Origin of the sequence: Bradyrhizobium sp. CCGUVB14, assembly GCF_024199935.1 — a bacterium.
GTDB lineage: Bacteria > Pseudomonadota > Alphaproteobacteria > Rhizobiales > Xanthobacteraceae > Bradyrhizobium.
The window spans coordinates 3286592-3305139 of record NZ_JANADS010000001.1 but is presented as its reverse complement, the minus strand read 5'-3'; the positions used below and the strand labels follow the sequence as shown (position 1 = coordinate 3305139).

The window sequence follows — 18548 nt, the reverse complement described above, 5'->3', positions numbered from 1 at the left end:
CGCGCGTTGAAGCCCTCTCGCTGAAGGGCCGCGTCATAGCGCCCCATCATGCTCGCTGCAGGGCGATCGCAAATGGCATTTTGCGCGACCTGAGCGCGCGCCTCGTCCTTCGAGACGACCGCTTCGCGGTCTCCTCAGCGATGAGGCTAAGCGGCGTCGGTGCTCGTCAAAACTGCGGCCGCACACTCCATCCTCATCCTGAGGGCCCGCCAACGGCGGGCGTCTCGAAGGATGGCCACAGGGAATCCCTCCCAAATGCGATCGCCCAACTGCTCTCGGGAACCCGGATTTCCACGATGCCTCGCGGCGCGTGCTTGACGCACGGCGCCCGGACAGGTTTAATGGATTTCAACAACATTTGTTCGCATTCCGAACATTCAGCCATCGGGCAGAAGCGGGGCCACAACACCGCGTCCCGGGCCATCAGAGGAAACGTCACCGATGCAAGCCATCCTTTCCGGCGAAAGCACGCTCGTCGTCACGATGATCGTCGCCTACATCGCCTTCACCTCCTGGCTCACGCTCAAGCTGCGCAGCCGGACCAGCGATCAGTTCATGACCGCGTCCCGCGCGATGCCGGCCGTCGTCGTCGGCGTGCTGATGATGTCCGAATTCGTCGGCGCCAAGTCGACCGTCGGCACCGCGCAGGAAGCGTTCCAGTCCGGCATGGCGGCCGGATGGGCCGTGCTCGGCGCCTCGATCGGCTTCCTGCTGTTCGGCATGCTGATGGTGAAGAAGCTCTACAGTTCCGGCGAATACACCATCTCGGCCGCGATCGCGCAGAAATACGGCAAGTCGACCATGCTGACGGTCTCCGTGATCATGATCTATGCGCTGCTGCTGGTGAATGTCGGCAACTATGTCAGCGGCGCCGCTGCGATCGCCACCGCGCTGCATGTCAGCCTGCCCGTTGCGATGTGCATCATCGCTGTCGTCTCGACCTTCTACTACGTGTTCGGCGGATTGAAGGGCGTCGCCTGGGTGACGATCCTGCACAGCGCCTTCAAGGTCGTCGGCATCATTATCATCTTTACGGTCGCGATGTCGCTGACCGGCGGCATTGCGCCGATCCAGGCCAAGCTGCCGGCTTATTATTTCTCCTGGGACGGCAAGATCGGCTTCACGACCATCTTCGCCTGGACCTTCGGCACGGTCGGCGCGATCTTCTCGACGCAATTCATCGTGCAAGCGATCTCGTCGACGCCGAGCGCCGATGACGCCCGCAAGGCGACGTATTATGCCGCCGCGTTCTGTCTCCCGCTCGGCTTCCTGCTCGCGCTGATCGGGGTTGCCGCAAAATATCTCTACCCGGACATGAACAGCCTCTACGCGCTGCCGGTGTTTTTGGAGAAGATGCCGCCGCTCGCCTCGGCCTTCGTGACGACCTCGCTGGTCGCCTCGATCTTCGTCAGCGTCTGCACGGTCGCGCTCGCGATCGCCTCGCTGGTGGTGCGCGACTTCTACGTGCCCTATTGGAAGCCGACGCCGGAGCGCGAGCTGAAGATGACACGCGTGTTCTCGATCGTGATCGCGATCGTGCCGCTGATCTTCGTGTTCTTCATTCCGGAGATCCTGAAGCTGTCGTTCTTCACGCGTGCCCTGCGGCTGTCGGTGACGATGGTGGCGATGATGGGCTTCTATCTGCCGCTGTTCGCCAGCAACCGTGGCGCCACCGCCGGCCTGATCGGCGCTGCGGTCTCGACCACGGTCTGGTACCTGCTCGGCAATCCCTTCGGAATCGACAACATGTACATCGCCGCCGTGACGCCGCTTCTGGTGATGGCGATTGAGCGGCTGGTGATGGGCCGCACACCCGCGGCGCCGCAGACCGCGCAACCCACCGCTTTCGTTGAAAGGACTTCGACATGACCATCGGTACCGAGGTCGCGATGGCCGAACTCGAGATCACGGCCGACGGCGCCGTGCGCCAAGCGGCCGGCGACCCTGATAGGTTCGACGCCTTCATTCCCTCGCCTTGCGTGCAGAACCATGCCGCCAATCTGATGCCGCTCGCCAATGGCGATTTGGCTTGCGTCTGGTTCGGCGGCACGCAGGAGGGCATGTCGGACATCTCGGTGTATTTCTCGCGGCTTCCCCGCGGCACGACGCAATGGTCGCGCGTGGAGAAGCTGTCGGACGATTCCGGCCGCTCGGAACAGAACCCGGTGCTATTCCCGGCCCCTGACGGCACGCTGTGGCTGATGTGGACGGCGCAACTGGCCGGAAACCAGGACACCGCCATCATCCGCCGTCGCCTCTCGCGCGACCATGGCAAGAGCTGGGGTCCGATCGAGACGCTGTTTCCCGAGCACCGCGGCCGCGGCACCTTCATCCGGCAGCCGATCGTCGTGCTCGACAATGGCGACTGGCTGTTGCCGGTGTTCTATTGCCACAGCATGCCGGGCAAGAAATGGAACGGCGACGAGGATACCAGCGCCGTCAAGATCTCGTCCGACGCCGGTGCGACCTGGCGCGATGTGGATGTTCCCGGCAGCCGTGGCTGCGTGCATATGTGCATCGAACGCCTCGACGACGGCTCGCTGATCGCGGTGTATCGCAGCCGCTGGGCGGACAATATCTATCAGAGCCGCTCGACCGACCATGGCCGCACCTGGTCGGCGCCGGTTGCGACCGCGCTGCCCAACAACAACTCCTCGATCCAGCTCACCCGGCTCGGCAACGGTCATCTCGCGCTGGTCTTCAACGATTCCAGCTCCAAGGATGCGACCGGACGCCGCCTCTCGCTCTATGACGAGATCGAGGACGATCTCCCGCCCGTGCTCGCCGGCGACGGCAGCAAGTCGGACGGACGCACCGCGTTCTGGGGCGCACCGCGGGCGCCGATGACGCTGGCGATCTCGACCGACGGCGGAAAGAGCTGGGCCAAGCGTAACGTGGAAATTGGCGACGGCTATTGCATGACCAACAATTCGCGCGACCAGACCAATCGCGAGTTGTCCTATCCCAGCGTCAAGCAGACCGCCGACGACGCGATCCACACGGCCTTCACCTTCCATCGCCGCGCCATTAAATATGTGCGCGTGACCGAGGCTTGGGTGAAAAGAACTGGGTGAAGCAGGGCTGAACTGATGGACAAGAGGCCGCACGCGCTCGTCACGGGTGCCAGTTCCGGGATTGGCGCTGCGATCGTCGAGCGCCTGTTGCGCGACGGCTGGCGCGTCACGGGCATCAGCCGCCGGCCTGCCCCATTCGACCATCCGGCGTTCGGTCATTTGTCGCTCGACCTCGGCAAGGTCGAGACTATCGCGAGCGCCGTCGCTGATCTCACGCCGACCGCGCTCGTTCATGCCGCCGGCCTGCTCAAGGTCGGCCCGCTCGGATCGCTCGACCATGACGACGGCGCTGCGATGTGGCGGCTGCATGTCGATGTCGCCGAGCGTCTCGCCGACGCGCTGGCGCCACGTCTGCCGGAGGGTGGACGCATCGTCTTCATCGGCAGCCGCACCGCATCGGGCGCGGCCGGCCGTGGCCAATATGCGGCGACGAAAGCGGCGCTGGTCGCAATGGCGCGGTCCTGGGCGAGCGAGCTCGCACCGCGCGGTATCACGGTGAACGTCGTCGCTCCTGCGGCGACCGAGACGCCGATGCTGAAGGACCCGACGCGGGCCAACGTCACGCCAAAACTCCCGCCGATCGGCCGCTTCATTCAACCTGATGAAGTCGCGGCCACGGTCGCGTTCCTGCTCTCGGCCGATGCCGGTGCGATCACCGGCCAGCAGCTCGTGATCTGCGGCGGCAGTTCGCTTTGAGTTACAATCCCGGCGATCTCGCCGCCCAGGCCTTGGTGGCCTGACAGCTTTCCATCGCTCGCATGTAGGCATGGCGTGCCGTCGTGCGGGCGAGATAGTCCCGCTCGGTCAAACCCGGGACGTAATTGCCGGTTCGCAGGCCGAGCAGGAGGGCGTAGCTCACCGAGATATCGGCAGCCGTGAATCGGTCGCCGGCGAGATAGGGGCAATCCGCGAGGCGGCGGATCACCAACCCCAGCCGGCTCTCGAAGGTCTCGTGCGCCCAACGGGTCACCCGCACCTCTCGCTCGGCTTCGGGCGCCAGTTGGCGGCCGACGATGACGGCGTTCATAGGCCCGGCGAGCCCGGCCTCGCCCAAGTGGAGAAATTGCAGATAGGACGCGAAGGCGGGATCGTTCGGGGCGACGGCGAGTGAACCTGAACCGTGGCGGGCGAGCAGATACTCGAGAATCGCGATCGATTCGACCATGATCGTCTCGCCGTCCTGCAGCGCGGGAATGAAGCCGGCGGGGTTGATCGCGAGGAAATCGCGATCAATCTCGGCTGCGAGCAGATCGACCGGATGCAGCCGGTAAGCCAATCCCAATTCCTCGAGCAGCCAGACAACACGGAAGCCCCGGCCTTCGCCATAGACGGTGAGCATGGTTGAGCACTCCAGGATTGGGCGAGATGTACCAATTCGCAGAGGTAAGACAGTTCCCACTTCGTGGGGTTGCAATCGAGGTCAGGACTCGTCGAGCAGCTCCAGCAGTTCCTCGACCCGCTCGAACGGGGCATCGCGCATCGGGCTGTGATAGACGACGCGATCGCCGTCGCGCTGCAGGGTCTTCCCCTTCGACTTCCGCAACCGTCCCGGCAGGAACGTCGCGGCGACCGCGGCCTGCCCGACGTCGAGGCGGATGATGCCTCTGCGCTTGCAGTCCAGCCTCAACCGCGCTGCCGCGAAGAAATCGCGGGCAGCCGGCGGCAACGGTCCGAAGCGGCGCGAGGTTTCCTCCTCGAGATCGTCCAGCTCGTCCTCGTTGGCGCAGCGCGCGGCGCGGGCATAGAGCTCCAGCCGCACCGGCGCCGATTGCACGTAGCTTGCGGGCAGCATGTCCGCGACCGGCAGATTGAGGTCGGGCACCCACACCACGGACATGCCGTCATCGACCTTCTCCGAGGCCATCTTCAAAAGATGACTGTAGAGCACGGGGCCGAACACCTGGACGTGGCCGGATTGCTGCTCCGAGAACAGATCGCCGGCGCCGCGAAGATCGAGGTCGCGCTCGCTGATCGCAAAACCCGCGCCCGGCCGGCTGAACTCCTCCAGCACGGCGAGCCGCTTCTCGGATTGCACCGAGGCCGACTCGGTGAGGAGATAGGCGAAGGCCCGGATGCCGCCACGGCCGACGCGCCCGCGCAGCTGATGCAGCTGGGCGAGACCGAAATTTTCCGGCCAGCACACCACGATGGTGTTGGCGCGCGGGATGTCGAGGCCGCTCTCGACGATGTTGGTGGCGAGCAGCACATCGGCCTTGCCCTCGACGAACGTCATCATCCGCTCGTCGATCTCGTCGGCCGGCAGCTTGCCGTGCAGGCAGACGATCTTGAGATCGGGCGCCACCGCCTGCACGCGCGCCAGCATCGGCTCGAGGTCTTGGATGCGCGGGCAGATCAGAAAACTCTGCCCGTGCCGCCGCTGCTCGCGCAGCAAGGCCGAGGCGATGGCGGCATCGGACAGCGGCGCGATCTTGGTCGCGACCGGGAGCCGATGCACAGGCGGCGATGCGATGACGCTCAGATCCCTGAAGCCGGCAAGACCCGCGGCGAGCGTGCGCGGGATCGGCGTGGCGCTCATCCAGAGCGTATGCGCATTCTTGGCGAGCCCGGACAGCTTTGCCTTCTCGGCGGCGCCGAAATGCTGCTCCTCGTCGATGATGACGAGCCCGAGATCGTCGAACTTCACGTCCTTCGAGGTGAGCGCCTGCGTTCCGACCACGACTTTGATCCGGCCGCTGCGCAAGCCTTCCCTGGTCTCCCGCGTCTCGGCACCGGAGGTGGCGCGCGACAGGCTGCCGACCTCGATATCGAGCGGCGCAAACCGCTTGCGGAAGGTCGCGACATGCTGCCGGGCCAAGACGGTCGTCGGCACCGCGATCGCCACCTGCTTTCCGGACAGCACGACGGCTGCCGCCGCCCGCAGCGCCACCTCGGTCTTGCCGAAGCCGACGTCGCCGCAGATCACGCGGTCCATGGGATGGCCGGACGCGAGATCATCCAGCACGTCGTGGATCGCCTTGGCCTGATCGATCGTCGTGAAATAGGGGAAGCGCGCGACGAATTTTTCGTAGGCCGAGCCCGGCGGGACCAGCTTTTCCGCCTTGCGCCGCTTGCGCTGGCTGATGTGCTTGGCAAGCACCTTGCCGGCGGCCTGGATCTCCTGCTCTGCCTCGCTGCGGCGGGCCCACCAGGTGCTGCCATCCGCCTTGTCGAGTGCGAGCTTGCCACGCTCCGTCGAGTAGGGCCACATCTGCGCCAGATCGGGCGGCGGCACCAGCACTGCGTTGTCGCCGGCGAAGGACAGCCGGACCATCTCACGCATGGCGCCGCCGCCCGTGTTCACGGTCTGCAAGCCATCGAGCACGCCGATGCCGCGCTGGAGATGCACCACCACCGTGCCCTGCTCCGGCACGTCGGCATGATCGAACGCCGCGCTCCAGCTGCGCGCCATCGGCTGCGGATGATGCGCGCGGCTGCCGAGCACGTCGGTCGCGGTCAGGACGACAGCAGGCTTCTTGCCGGGAATGACGAAGCCGCCATCGAGATCGGCGAGCAACGCCACGTCGCGAGGGCGCGCGTCCTCGGCCTCGGCCCAATCTGCGACGCGTTCCGCCTTGACGCCGCTCATCCGCTCCATCGTGCGCAGATCCTCCTCGATCGCGGCAGCGAGGATCAGACGCGAACCGGCGCGCCTGGCTTCATCGACGAAGGCGCGAAGCGCTTTCCTGGCGGATGAGAGCTTGGAAAATTCCGGCGTCGGCTGGAATGGAGCGGACCGCGGCAGCACCTTCATGCCACGGGCCGCCTGCTTCCAGTCGCTCCACGCCAGATATTCGCGCTCCCGGTCGGCGCGGCCCGCGGCCTCCTCGATCGTGCTCAGCCAGGCATCGGCATGCACGGCAACGCCGGCATCCGCGATCCATTTGGCCTTGCCGCAATAGTCGAACAGCGTCGCGCGCTTAGGCCGCGCGCCAGTGATGGCTAGCCGCTCCGACATGGGATCGACGAGAAGCTCCTTGGTCTCGAAGATGATGTCGTGCTCTTGCGGATCGAACGCCACGATCCGTTTGATGATGCGCCCGGAATGCTCCACCCGGAACGGCCCCAGCGCGCCTGCGGGAAATATCTCAAAGGTCTGGCCGTGAAACAGCGCGCCGCCCGGATAATCCGGCTCGTCGTCGAGATCATAGCCCAGCTCTTCGAGACGGACGCGAAGCTCGCTCTCGGAGAAACTGCCGCCGACCTTCAAACCCGTATTCAGGCGCAGCAGGCTCGCCGGCGGCGGCAGGCGCTCCATCACCGCTTCCGCCGTCGAGACCAGAAAGATCGGCTGCCTGGATTTCGCAAGGCGACGCAGCACCGAGGCGCGGCGGCCGGCGATCTCGCGCGATGGTTCCAGCTGATCGAACGGCAGCGTGTTCAGCCGCGGGAAGACCAGGACCTCGCAGGACGGGTCGAGCGCGTGAATCACGCTGCCGAGCCGCTCTGCCCTGTTCTCGCTCTCGGCGAGGAAGACGAGACCGCTGCGCCCGGAGTCCTTCCACTGCGCCAGCAGGTGCAGCGCCATCATGCCCAGCGGCGAAGACGACGCGATCGTGGCGCGCTGCGCGCCTTTGCTCGTCTTGGGAGTGCTCTTGCTCAGTGAGCGCCTGCTTGTCGAACTCTTGACGAGTGGGCTCTTGGCGAGTGAGCGCTTTTTGAGCGAGCCCTTCTTCGGAGAGCTCTTGGCTGGCCGCAATTTCTTGGAATGACGCACGTGAATCCGTTTCTCGTCGTAGGCAGTCGCTAATGGCACGCGCAGCCGAGTTCGTCTCGATTCGGTCGCGGTTGGTCATGCAAATGGGACGAGGCGTGCGAAGGCACGCCTCCCCAAAACAACCTCGTGCGACGCAGAGGTCGCCGGCCAACGCAAAAAGCGCGAGGATGAGCCGCCAGTCGTCTAGCAGACGCGCCGGCTCATTTCCACTCCTGTCTCGATTGCCGCGGCTAAATGATGCCGCTCTGCCGCAGCGCTGCAATGGCGGCCTTGTCGTAGCCGAGTTCCGCCAGCACAGAATCAGTATGCTCGCCGAGCGTCGGCGGACGCGCCGCGATTTCGCCGGGTGTTTCCGACAACCGGATGGCGGCGCGGGCAACCGGCGCCTGCTTCGGCAAGCCGGGATAGTCGACGTCCTGCAAGAAGCCGGCGGCGCGAATGTGCGGATGATCCAGCGCCTGCTGCGGGCTCAGCACAGGCCCGGTTGGAATCATCGCCTTGCCGAGCGTATCGACCGCTTCCTGCGTGGTGCGCTCCGCGCACCAGCGCGCCATCCGCTCGCTGATGACGGGTCCGTTATTGCCGCGGCTGATGTCGTCGGCAAAGCGCGGATCGTTCAGCCAAAGCTCCTCCTCGCCCATCAGTCTCGCCCAGCGCTTGAACAGCGGATGCCCCGTGACCTGGCACAGCACCCAACCGTCCTTGGTCCGATAGATATCTGCGGGCGCCGCGGTCTGGCCGAGATTGCCGGTCGGAACGCGATTGACGTTGATGACCGCCTGCTCGATCAGCGTCGCATTGGTGAAGGACAATGCGGTTGCGAGCAGCGCGCCCTCGACGATCTGCCCGCGCCCGGACTTGCCGCGCTCGATCAGGGCTGCGAGCGTGCCGAACGCGCAATGCAGCGCGGTGCCGAAATCGACCCAGTTCACCGCCGCGCGGTAAGGCGGATTGCCGGCGCCGGTCATGTAGACCGAGCCCGACATGACCTGTCCGACGCCATCGAAGCCGACGCGGTCGGACCACGGCCCCGGCCCGCCGAAAGCGGTGGCGGTCGTCAGGATGATGTCCGGCTTGATCGCCTTCAACGAGTCGTAATCGAGCTTCATGGCGCGGAGCGTCTGCGGCGGCAGATTGGCGACGACCACGTCTGCCGTCGCTACCAGCCGGCGCATCACCTCCTGCCCCTCCGGCGTCATCGGATCGAGCGTGATGCACTTCTTGTTGCGGTTGACCTGGAGGAACAGCGCGCCCTCGCCGCCTTCGCCGACCGGCGCCACGAAGCGATCCTCGCTGCCGTCGCGCTTTTCGACGCGAATGACCTCGGCGCCGAACTCGGCCAGCAATGTCGCGCAATACGGGCCCGCGATATAGCGCCCGAAATCGAGGACGCGCACGCCTTCCAGAACTCCCCCCATCGACCTCTTCTTTCGCTCACGATTTGCGGTCAGATTACAGGGAATGGGTGCCACGGCAAGGTGCAGCGCACACGTTGCCGCGCTCCCAAGATGTGATCATTCAACCGTTTCGGCTGGCGGAAATTCTGCTCTAGTATGGACCCAGTCGTCCCTCCAGCGAGAAGCTCACATCCATGCCGCAACAATTCGATCGATCCGCAGAAGATCTCGGCAACGCCATCCATTTCGAGCACGTCAACATCCAGGTTCCGGACCAGCGCCTCGCCACGCTGTTCTACGTCACCGGCCTCGGACTGACCCGCGATCCCTATCTGATGGTGTCCGACACCAACATGTGGATCAATGCCGGACGAAGCCAGTTTCATCTGCCGAGCGGCAAGGCGCAGGTGCTGCGCGGCCATACCGGGCTCGTGATCGAGGGCCGCGAGGCGCTGCTGGCGCGACTGGCCTCGGTCAAAAGCAAGCTCGAAGGCACGGCCTTCGCATACGCCGAGCATAATGACCATGTCGAAGCGACCTGCCCATGGGGCAACCGCATCCGCGTCCACGAACCCGACGCGGCGCGCTTCGGACGCATCACGCTCGGCATCCCCTATGTCGAGTTCGAGGTGCCGGCCGGATCGGCGCAGGCGATCTGCGCCTTCTATCCGGAGATCATGGGCATGCCCGCGGCCTTGCGCAACGGCGACGGCAAGGTCGCGGCGGTGAAGACCGGCCGCGACCAGCATCTGCTATTCCGCGAGACCGACCGGACGCAGCCCGATTATGACGGCCACCATGTGCAGATGTACATCACCGATTTCTCCGGCCCCTACCGCAAGCTGCTGGCGCGCGACCTGATCTCCCGCGAGGACAACCAGTATCAGTACCGCTTCTGCGACATCGTCGATCTCGACAGCGGCAAGCCTCTCTTCACCGTCGAGCACGAGGTGCGCAGCGCGACGCATCCGATGTTCATGCGGCCGATGGTCAATCGCAATCCGGCGGTGAACAACCGCAACTACGCCTACAGCCACGATCAGGCCTCGTGGGCGATGGGCCCGGACCAATACGAGGGATAGGACTCCGGCGACGAAATTCGCGACAGGGAGAGCAACGTGATACCGGTCACGGCGCTCGCGTGATGCATGCGGCATGCTGTCAACAGTTGCAGGGATGATCCCGCAGCGTGAACAGGAGAGACAACATGACCCATCAGATTAACGACAACGCCAATTGCGAACTCTCGATGGAGCAGCTCGACGGTGTTGCCGGCGGCAGCTGGTTCAGCAGCCTCGTGCATTCCGTCGAGCATGGCCTGAAGTCGTTCTTCACCAACCCGGTCGTGGCTGGGATCGCCGCCGGCATCATCGTGGTCGGCGGTATCGTCACCGGCGCCGGCGGCGGCAACCCGCCCCAGAGGCTGAACTAAGGCCAGCCCGCAGGGCGGCCTCTCAGCCGCCGAGTTGACAGCTCAATCAGGAAGCTCCCGGACAAAGAGGTCCGGGAGTTTTCGTTTGGGATGACCGGACGGACGAAGCGCTCAGAGCATCTGGCGGCGCGCGAACGAGGCGAACATGCCGGAGGCGGCGTTCAGCTCGGCGAACGTCCCGGTCTCGACGATCTTGCCGTCGACCAGCACGATGATCCGGTCGGCGCGCTGCACGGTGCTGAGCCGGTGTGCGATCACGATGCGGGTGACGTTGAGATTTTCCAGCGCGTCGCTGACGATGGCCTGGGATTGATTGTCCAGCGAGCTCGTCGCCTCATCGAACAAGAGAATGCGCGGACGCCGCGCGATCGCCCGCGCGATCATGATGCGCTGGCGCTGGCCGCCGGACAGCGTGCTGACGCCTTCGGACACCTGGGTCAGCATCCCCATCGGCATCGCCCTGATGTCGTCCTCGATGCCGGCGAGGCGCGCGGCCTCCCAGGCCTGGTCGAGCGGCAGCCGGATTCCACCGCAGATGTTCTCGTAGAGATTTCCGTTGGCGAGCTTGGCGTTCTGCAGGACCACGCCGAGCTGGCGCCGCAGCGCGCTCGCATCCAGCGTTTCGATCGACTTGCCGTCGTAGAACACCGCGCCCGATTCCGCGCGCTCGAACCCCAGCAGCAGCCGGAACAGCGACGATTTCCCGCTGCCGGACGGCCCGACCACCGCGACATATTCGCCGGGCGTGATCTTCAAGGTGACGTTGTCGAGCACCAGCGGCCCGTTCGCCAGATACCGGAACGACACGCGCGCGAGCTCGACCGACCCGGACAGCTCCCCCGGCGGCTGCCGGTCGTCGGGGATTTCCGTCGGACTCGCGATCAGTGGGCGCAGCCGCAGCAGCGGCGGGATGGCAATCAGCGCCTCGCTCACACCCGCTGCCCAGGAGCCGACCGAGCCCATGGATTGACCGAACGCGGAAAAGAACGCGAAGAACGTGCCGATGTCGGTGAGCAAGCCGCTGCTCGAATAGGACGCGTAGGCGTAGATGATCAGCGTCGCGATGGTGGGAAACGCCGTCTCGAATGCGCCGAGGCCGTTGCCCGCCACCTGCGACGACACGAAGTACTGCTTCTGGGTCGCGAACTGCTTCGACCAGATCGCGAGCGCGCGGGACGTCGCCGCCGAGACGCGCAATTTGCCGACGCCGGTCAGGAGCTGAAGCACGAAGCCCGAGACCTTGCCCTGCTGGTTGAAGTGCTTGCTCTCGAAATGCAGCCGCACCAGGTTGGTGCCGATGATCGCCACCGCACGGACGAAGGTCAGCGCAGTCGCGACCAGCGCCAGCTTGGGGCTGTAATAGAGCATCAAGCCGAGGCTGAAGACACAGAACAGGCCGGCGATCATGCCGCGCAGGGCGTGACCGGTCAGGGCCCGCCGCGCCGCATCGATGCCCATGGCGCGGTCGACCAGCTCGCCGGCGGTGAACTCGCGGAAAACGGCAGTCGGCAACCGGAGCAGCCGATCGATCAACGCCGATTGCAGCCGCCAGTCGATCGAAGCCTCCATCCGCAGCATGACGAAGGCCTGCATGACCTGGACGCCGGCCACCGACAGGCCCGCCAAAATCAGCGCGAGCGCGCAGAAGGCAAGCTGGTCCAGCTCCGATCGCGGGATGATCGAGCTGATCAAGAGATTGGTGACGAACGGCGTCACCAGCGACAACAGGCCGATCATGACCACCGACAGCGCGATGCGCAGCCCGCTGCCACGGGCATAGCGCAGCGAGAATCGCAGAAGATCCTTGAATGTCAGCGCCCGCGACGGCAGCGGCGGATAGAAATTGGCCGCTTCCGGCGCGATTTGCGCCGCGATGGTCCGATCGACCGGCCGGCGCACTTTCGTGAGCGGGTCGATCATCAGGTATCCGCGACGAGGCTCGTAGACGAGCGCGACCGGGACGCGCGTTTCGCCATACCAGCCGACCATCGGGCCTGCATCCAGTCTCCACCAGTCCTGGCGCAGCAGAACCTCGCGCAGCCGCAGGCGCGCGGCCTGCGCGATCTGGGTGAGCCCGGCAAAATCCTGCGCGCTGCCTTCGCCGCGGCTGGAGATCGCGATCGGCGCCCGCATCGCGTTGCCGACGATCTGGCATGCGCCGACCAACCTGTCGGACCAGGAGGCATCGACCGCATCGTGATCGAAGCGTCGCACGATGATGCCGGACAGGCGGTCGAAGGCCTCCACCGCCTGCGTTGCAGCGAGCCCGGTTCGGCTCGCCAGCCGCGCGCTCTCATCTTGCGTGTCGCGGACCAGGATGCCCTGGACACATTGAACGAAGCTTTGATGGAATTGATCGATCGCCGACCAGATCAGATCGTGCGCCGGTGCCTGTGCCGTCGCGCGCGCGGCACAGCCGTCTGCGCCCGCCTCGACCCACAAGCCCGATGTCAGCGGCAGCGGCGGGCTTCCCGCGGTGTAGCTCGTCCCGATCCCGATCAGGCTCAGCGCACCCCGCTCCACGGTCAGCCAGAGCAGGCCGCGCATCGGGCCGCGACGCGGTTCGCCCGCCGTCAGCGCCACCTCGCCCTCCGGCAATTCGGTCATCTGCCACAGCGGCGCCGGCCCCGCGACGAAGCGTGCGAGCCGCTCGATCCAGCGCACCGCCTGATCCGCGGATGCCAGCCCGCCCCTCGGCACGACTGACACCAGCGTGTCCTGTGCGCCCACCGCGATGAAGCGCAGACCATCCGGGGATGACGCGGGAAAACCCGGGAGATCGGGAATGATGTCGCCGCGTTCAATGCGGAACAGATGATGCCGGCTGCCGGATCTGCCATCGCTGATGTCGACGGCAAAGATGTCCGCGTGACCGGCAACGACCTCCAACACATGGCCATGGTGATCGAGCAGGATGGGCCGGCGACCATCGAGCGCCATTTCGCCCGGCAATCCCGGCGATGCGACGAGGCCTGCCCCGGACACGATATTGTCGATGCCAACACTCATTCCTGCGATACCAGGCGGGCATATTCGCCGTTCAGGGCGAGAAGGGTCTCGTGGGTGCCGCGCTCGGCGACCTTGCCCTGCCGCAACACCACGATCTCGTCGCAATCCCTGATCGTGCTCAGGCGATGCGCGATGATGATGCAGGTGCAGCCACAACGGCGCAGATTGTCGTCGATGGCCTTCTCCGTGACGGGGTCGAGCGCCGCGGTCGCCTCGTCGAGCACGACGATGGACGGACGGCCGACCAGCGCGCGGGCGATCTCGATACGCTGGCGCTGGCCGCCGCTGAAATTGGTGCCGCCTTCGCTGACATAGGAATCGTAATTGCCGGCCCGGATCGCGATATCGTCCTGGATCTCGCCGTCCTTGAGCGCCCGGGTGAGATCGATGTCGGGCGTCGTGCGGTCCCAGAGCGTGAGATTGTCGCGGACCGAGCCCTCGAACAGGAAGATGTCCTGGTCGACATAGGCGATCGAGTTGGCGAGGATGTCGGGCGGAACATCCTGAAGCCTGGTCCCGTCGATCAGGATCTCGCCGGCCCAGGGCTTGTAGAGCCCGCAGACCAGGCGGCCGAGGGTGGACTTGCCGCTGCCGGAAGCGCCGACCAGCGCCACGCGCGAGCCTGGAACCACGGTCATCGAGAGATCGGAGATGAGCGGCGGCTCGAGCAGCGAATAGCCGAACTGCACGTCCCTGAATTCGATCCGTCCGTCGAGCCGCGCTGGGAAGGTCTTGTCCGATGCGCGCGCGGGCTCACTGAGCGGATAATTGTAGACGTCCTCGAGGCGGTCGAGCGCGCCCTTGATCAGTTGAAAGGAGCCCGCCTGATTGACCAGCGTCGCCACCGGCTCGGAGAAGCTCGCCATCAGAGCCTGGAAGGCGACGAGACTGCCGAGCGTGAGTGAGCCCTCGATCACCCGCAAGCCGCCGAGGATCAGGATCGCGGTCACGGTCATGCCGGCGATCAGGGTCGGGATCATGTCGAGGATGATCGACGACGACGCCAGATCGCGCTCGGCATTCAGCACCTTGGCCTGGATGCCGGACCATTGCCCGAACGCCTCGTGCTCGAGCCCGCTCGCCTTGATCGTCTCGATCGACCTGACGATGCTGACGACGGCACCGAGCAGCTTGCCGCGCTCCAGCGAGAGCCCGCGGCTGAGATCCTCCCGGCGTCGCATCGACAGCCGCAAGGTGAGAACATTGAGCAGCGACAGGCCGATGCAGACCGCGGCCAGCCAGTGATCGTAGACGATCATCGCGAACGCGAAGAACGCCACCGAGGTGAGGCTGAGCGCGTTCGCCGCAATGCCGCCCGCCAGCAGCCGCGCAATCTGATCATTGGCTCCCACGCGCGCCGCGATGTCGCCGGCGTGACGCTGGGTGAAGAACTCGATCGGCAAGGCCATCACCCGCCAGAGAAAGCGGCTGATCATTACCACCGAGAGTTTTGTCTGCAGCCGCAGCAGCAGCGATTGTTGCAGCAGCGTCAGGATGGTGCGGATCAGCGCGGTCGCGGCCATGCCGACCAGCAGCGGGCGCAGCCAACCGTTCAGATGCTGAATCAGAATGTCGTCGATGAAGATCTTGGAGAAGCTCGCGGCCACGAGGCCGGGGACGACCATGACGAAGCTGAGCAGGATGAGCAGTCCAACCGCGGCCTTGGAGCCGCGCAATTCCCGCAGCAGCAGTTTCAATCCGGCCGGCTTGCCGCCGGTCGGCGCGAACCCGGGCTCCGGCTGCATGGTGAGGACGACGCCGGTAAAACTGCGGTCGAGCTCATCGATGCCGATCTGCCGGCGTCCGAAGGCGGGATCGTTGATCGATGCGGATTTGCCCTTGATGCCTTCCAGAACGACGAAATGATTGAAGTTCCAGTGGATGATGCAAGGTGTCGGCGCCGAGCCCAGCGTTGCGAGGTCCAGCCGAAATCCCTTCGCCGACAACCCGAAGCGCTTCGCCGCCTTGACGATGTTGCTGGCCTTGCTGCCGTCGCGGGAGACGCCGCATTCGACGCGAAGCTGCTCCAGCGGCACCCACGCGCCATAATGCGCGAGCACCATGGCAAGACACGCCGCGCCGCACTCCGCCGCCTCCATCTGCAAAATGGTCGGCGTGTGCTTGATGCCTGCAGCGGGCGAAGCGGGACTATCCATCGATCCCCGTCCACTTCCTGAGCAGGGGCACAACGAGATCGATCGGGCGCCGGCTTCGCGTGGTGATTTCGGCCTGCGCCAGTGTACCGCTGGTGAGATGAATCTGCGGTCCCTTACCCACCGCCCAGCGATAGCCGCTTGCGGTCGACGCGTCCTGGTTCAGCGACACCGCCACCGCATAGGGCGCGCCGTCATGGGAAAACACCTTCACGAGCTGATCGTTATGCAGCACGGCGGTCATGCCCTGCGGCGTCACCGGAAATTCCGAGACGCTCGACACCACGCCGATCATCGTGCCGAACTCCTCGCGCTTGACGGTGCTGGGGGCGACGCGCACCTGGTAGCCCGGCTTGACGCTCTTGCCCTGTTCGGCGGGGATGTAGACCACCGCTTCCAGCCGGGCGCCCTCGTCTTCGATGAGGACGACCGGGGTGCCCACGCCGAGAACCGAGCCGGACGACGTCTTGATCTCCAGCACGCGCCCGGCGATTGGGCTCAACACCTGCGAATTACGCCCCAGCGTTCCCGCCAGCGCCTGCATCTCGCGGCGTGCATTGTTCGAGGCGAACTCGGCCTGCTGCAGCTCGCGCTCACGCTGGGTTTCGAGATCGGTCTTTTGGGCATGAAGCTTGAGAATCTCGTTTTGCGAATCCGTGCGGCGCTGCTGCGCCTCGGTCAATTCGAGACGGCGGTCCTCGAGCGTCTTTCGTGTCGTCAGCCCCTTCGCCATCAGCTGCTCGAGGTTCTTCACGTCGACATCCAGGGACTGGACGCGCTGCCCGGTCGCCTCGATGACCTTGTTGAAGGCGGCTTCGAGCTTGTCGAAGTTGGAGGCCTTGATCGCGAGCTCCGCGGTGACTTTCGCGGCCATGTCGTCGTGCTCGCGCTGACGCTCCCGGTAGGTTTCCACGGCGTTGCCGTACTTCTGCTCGATCTCGGTCTGCGAGATCTGGGCGATCACCTGTCCGCGCTCGACATGATCGCCGACGGAGACACCGAGCGAGGCGAGCCTGCCTTCGGCGGCCGAGACCGCATCGACGACGCGGCCGCTGCCGACCAGAATCCCCTGCCCCGACACGCGCGACGGGATCCGGCCGTAAATGCCCCAGACGAGCGCAGCGACAAGCGCGACCGTCACGATCGCGGTAAGGATCCAGTCGGCCGGCTTGGTGATCGCGACGAGATGATCGAGCTCCTCCGGCGAGGCCGCACGCTGCAGCGCGCTGGCGCGAAAGATTTTGTCAGTGCCCTCGGTCACGCTTCGCTCCCGCGCGAAAACTTGCAGCGCCATCGTCCGCGCGGACGACGCCGAGAATGGGATTGAGCGAAATTGTGAGCGGAGCTAAGCTCGCAACGAGAACCAGCTGCAATTGTCAAGGCAGAGGACATCGGACCCATCAGATGAATTGGCAAGCGGATCGCATCACGCTCACTGCAACGGCTCGCGCTCTCATCGCCCGGCTGGCGTGGCCATGCCTTGCCTTGCTGGTCGCCACGAATGTGTGCATTGCCGGTGTGCTGAGCCAGGCCGATCTGAAGAGGCTCGAGGATCTCAAGCCGATGTTCGCGGGCCTGATGGGCGATCTCGTGCAGACGTCGAAGAGGCCCGACATCTCCGCCGTCGACGCCGATTGCGTGAAGTCCACGATTCAAAATCTTGTCGAGATTTCTCAAGAGCTGTCCAGTTTCGAATATCTGATCACGATCGAGAAAGAGCTGACCAATGTCGGTGAGAATGACCCGACCCGCGACGTCGTGAAATTTGCCGTCGAGCAGTCTACCAATATCCTGACCAGCCAGCGCAAGAAGATCGCCCAACTGCCCGATCAATGCGCGAGGTCGCCTCTCGCCCTGGCCAAGGCCCAGCAGGCTCTGCAAGTCGTCGACGCGACGACAGGAATTTTGAGTTCTATTCGCTCTCGACTTTGAGGGGATTGATCGACGGTTGCGATGTCCGGACAAGCGCTTGCAGCCTCACCGGCACATCGTCTTCGCAGCTTACCGGGCGATGGATCGAAAGAGGTCATCCGAACGGATGACCTTTCCGCACTTTCCGGAATGCTGCCCGGCCCGGCTCGGGATTATCGCGGGGTGTAACGTCCCAGCACCGGCTTGGCGAAGACGTCTCGCATCGTCCAGCCCCCGACCGAGTGCGCATCCAGAAAGCTCTGGAAGTCGCTGTCGGCACTACCGCCCACCACGTTCTCCAGCACCGCATCATCGAGCAGAACCGCAGATTGTTCGTTTGCGGACGTCTTGAATTCGCTCATTGCCATCTCCTGTTTTCCTTGGGAGGGACTGCCCCTCTCGGTCAGTGCTCACAGGTATAGGATCCGGCATGCGTCGAAGCTGTGAGGCCAGTCACAGAGGGACACGCATCGGAACGCGCGACGGGATTTCGGCCATCAAACGACTGTCCCGGGCCTAAGGCCCGGGAACAACAAGTGCGACAAGCGTTGGAACCAGCAGGTCGTCAGGACATCTTGTGCGGCGGATGGGAGTTGTAGACCGGCCCGCCCAGAACCTTCTCAATGACCGACGCCACGCTCCCCGCGTTCTTCTCGACCCAGTGCAAGGCGTCGGACGCTTCGTGCTTGATCCAGCCCCACAGGCCGCCGCCGGCGACGGCCTCGAGCTCGTCGATGGAGAGCTCGCAATTCGCAAAGTCAGGCTTGGTCGAAACCGTCATCGTCATGTCTCCTGTTGATGCTGCGAGCTGATCCCGCAATCACGGGCAACATGTTGGCGCGCATCAGGAGTTGCTGT

The 18548-nt window shown here is 65.0% G+C and carries 14 protein-coding genes; 6 read left to right on the top strand and 8 right to left on the bottom strand.

All coding sequences use genetic code 11. The annotated features are described in order from the left end of the window. Positions 1-441: 441 nt before the first annotated feature. From NLM32_RS15370 to NLM32_RS15360, 3 genes are read left to right on the top strand one after another with little or no spacing between them, the layout of a single operon-like run. Entirely contained in the window at positions 442-1869 is a 1428-nt protein-coding gene (locus NLM32_RS15370; protein ID WP_254129792.1) for a sodium:solute symporter family protein, read from the top strand. Beyond that, positions 1866-3074 carry an exo-alpha-sialidase gene (locus NLM32_RS15365; RefSeq protein ID WP_254129791.1) on the top strand — a complete coding sequence of 403 codons (1209 nt, stop codon included), beginning with the start codon at positions 1866-1868 and terminating at the stop codon, positions 3072-3074. Before NLM32_RS15370 ends, NLM32_RS15365 begins: the two co-directional genes overlap by 4 nt. A 15-nt stretch (positions 3075-3089) precedes the next feature. Beyond that, positions 3090-3770, top strand: coding sequence for an SDR family NAD(P)-dependent oxidoreductase (locus NLM32_RS15360; RefSeq protein WP_254129790.1), 681 nt, complete (start codon positions 3090-3092; stop codon positions 3768-3770). 1 nt (position 3771) lies between these two features. Here NLM32_RS15360 and NLM32_RS15355 read toward each other — a convergent pair whose 3' ends face one another. The 3 genes from NLM32_RS15355 to NLM32_RS15345 all read right to left on the bottom strand — a co-directional run bounded on the left by NLM32_RS15355 (position 3772) and on the right by NLM32_RS15345 (position 9206). Beyond that, complete coding sequence (locus tag NLM32_RS15355) at positions 3772-4413, bottom strand: glutathione S-transferase family protein (protein WP_254129789.1); 642 nt, start codon at positions 4411-4413, stop codon at positions 3772-3774. 81 nt (positions 4414-4494) lie between these two features. Continuing rightward, positions 4495-7788, bottom strand: coding sequence for a DEAD/DEAH box helicase (locus tag NLM32_RS15350; RefSeq protein ID WP_375143560.1), 3294 nt, complete (start codon positions 7786-7788; stop codon positions 4495-4497). A 230-nt stretch (positions 7789-8018) separates the two neighbouring features. Next, the gene (locus NLM32_RS15345; RefSeq protein WP_254129788.1) at positions 8019-9206 is read right to left on the bottom strand and encodes a CaiB/BaiF CoA-transferase family protein; all 1188 of its coding nucleotides are present in this window, start codon (positions 9204-9206) and stop codon (positions 8019-8021) included. Between the two features lie 173 nt (positions 9207-9379). On the opposite strand from NLM32_RS15345, the gene NLM32_RS15340 reads away from it, so the two are divergent. Together NLM32_RS15340 and NLM32_RS15335 are read left to right on the top strand one after the other, a co-directional pair. Then, entirely contained in the window at positions 9380-10267 is an 888-nt protein-coding gene (locus NLM32_RS15340) for a hypothetical protein (protein ID WP_254129787.1), read from the top strand. Between the two features lie 125 nt (positions 10268-10392). Continuing rightward, on the top strand, positions 10393-10617 hold the full coding sequence (locus tag NLM32_RS15335) for a hypothetical protein (protein ID WP_254129786.1): 225 nt from the start codon (positions 10393-10395) through the stop codon (positions 10615-10617). A gap of 111 nt (positions 10618-10728) precedes the next feature. Here the strand turns inward: NLM32_RS15335 and NLM32_RS15330 are convergent, their stop codons facing one another. Genes NLM32_RS15330 through NLM32_RS15320 form a run of 3 tightly spaced genes read right to left on the bottom strand, consistent with a single transcriptional unit; the run spans position 10729 to position 17040 of the window. Further along, complete coding sequence (locus tag NLM32_RS15330; protein ID WP_254129785.1) at positions 10729-13626, bottom strand: NHLP bacteriocin export ABC transporter permease/ATPase subunit; 2898 nt, start codon at positions 13624-13626, stop codon at positions 10729-10731. Further along, complete coding sequence (locus NLM32_RS15325; protein WP_254129784.1) at positions 13623-15782, bottom strand: NHLP family bacteriocin export ABC transporter peptidase/permease/ATPase subunit; 2160 nt, start codon at positions 15780-15782, stop codon at positions 13623-13625. The genes NLM32_RS15330 and NLM32_RS15325 overlap by 4 nt, the downstream gene beginning before the upstream one ends. Further along, positions 15775-17040: an NHLP bacteriocin system secretion protein gene (locus NLM32_RS15320; RefSeq protein ID WP_254129783.1), complete on the bottom strand. Its 1266-nt coding sequence runs from the start codon at positions 17038-17040 to the stop codon at positions 15775-15777. Before NLM32_RS15320 ends, NLM32_RS15325 begins: the two co-directional genes overlap by 8 nt. Positions 17041-17102: 62 nt before the next feature. On the opposite strand from NLM32_RS15320, the gene NLM32_RS15315 reads away from it, so the two are divergent. Next, positions 17103-17711 carry a hypothetical protein gene (locus tag NLM32_RS15315; RefSeq protein ID WP_254129782.1) on the top strand — a complete coding sequence of 203 codons (609 nt, stop codon included), beginning with the start codon at positions 17103-17105 and terminating at the stop codon, positions 17709-17711. Positions 17712-17863: 152 nt separating this feature from the next. Here NLM32_RS15315 and NLM32_RS15310 read toward each other — a convergent pair whose 3' ends face one another. Next, entirely contained in the window at positions 17864-18052 is a 189-nt protein-coding gene (locus NLM32_RS15310) for a hypothetical protein (RefSeq protein ID WP_254129781.1), read from the bottom strand. 203 nt (positions 18053-18255) lie between these two features. Beyond that, a complete protein-coding gene (locus tag NLM32_RS15305; RefSeq protein WP_254129780.1) occupies positions 18256-18471 on the bottom strand; it encodes a CCRG-2 family RiPP in 216 nt (71 codons plus the stop codon). Positions 18472-18548: the final 77 nt, after the last annotated feature.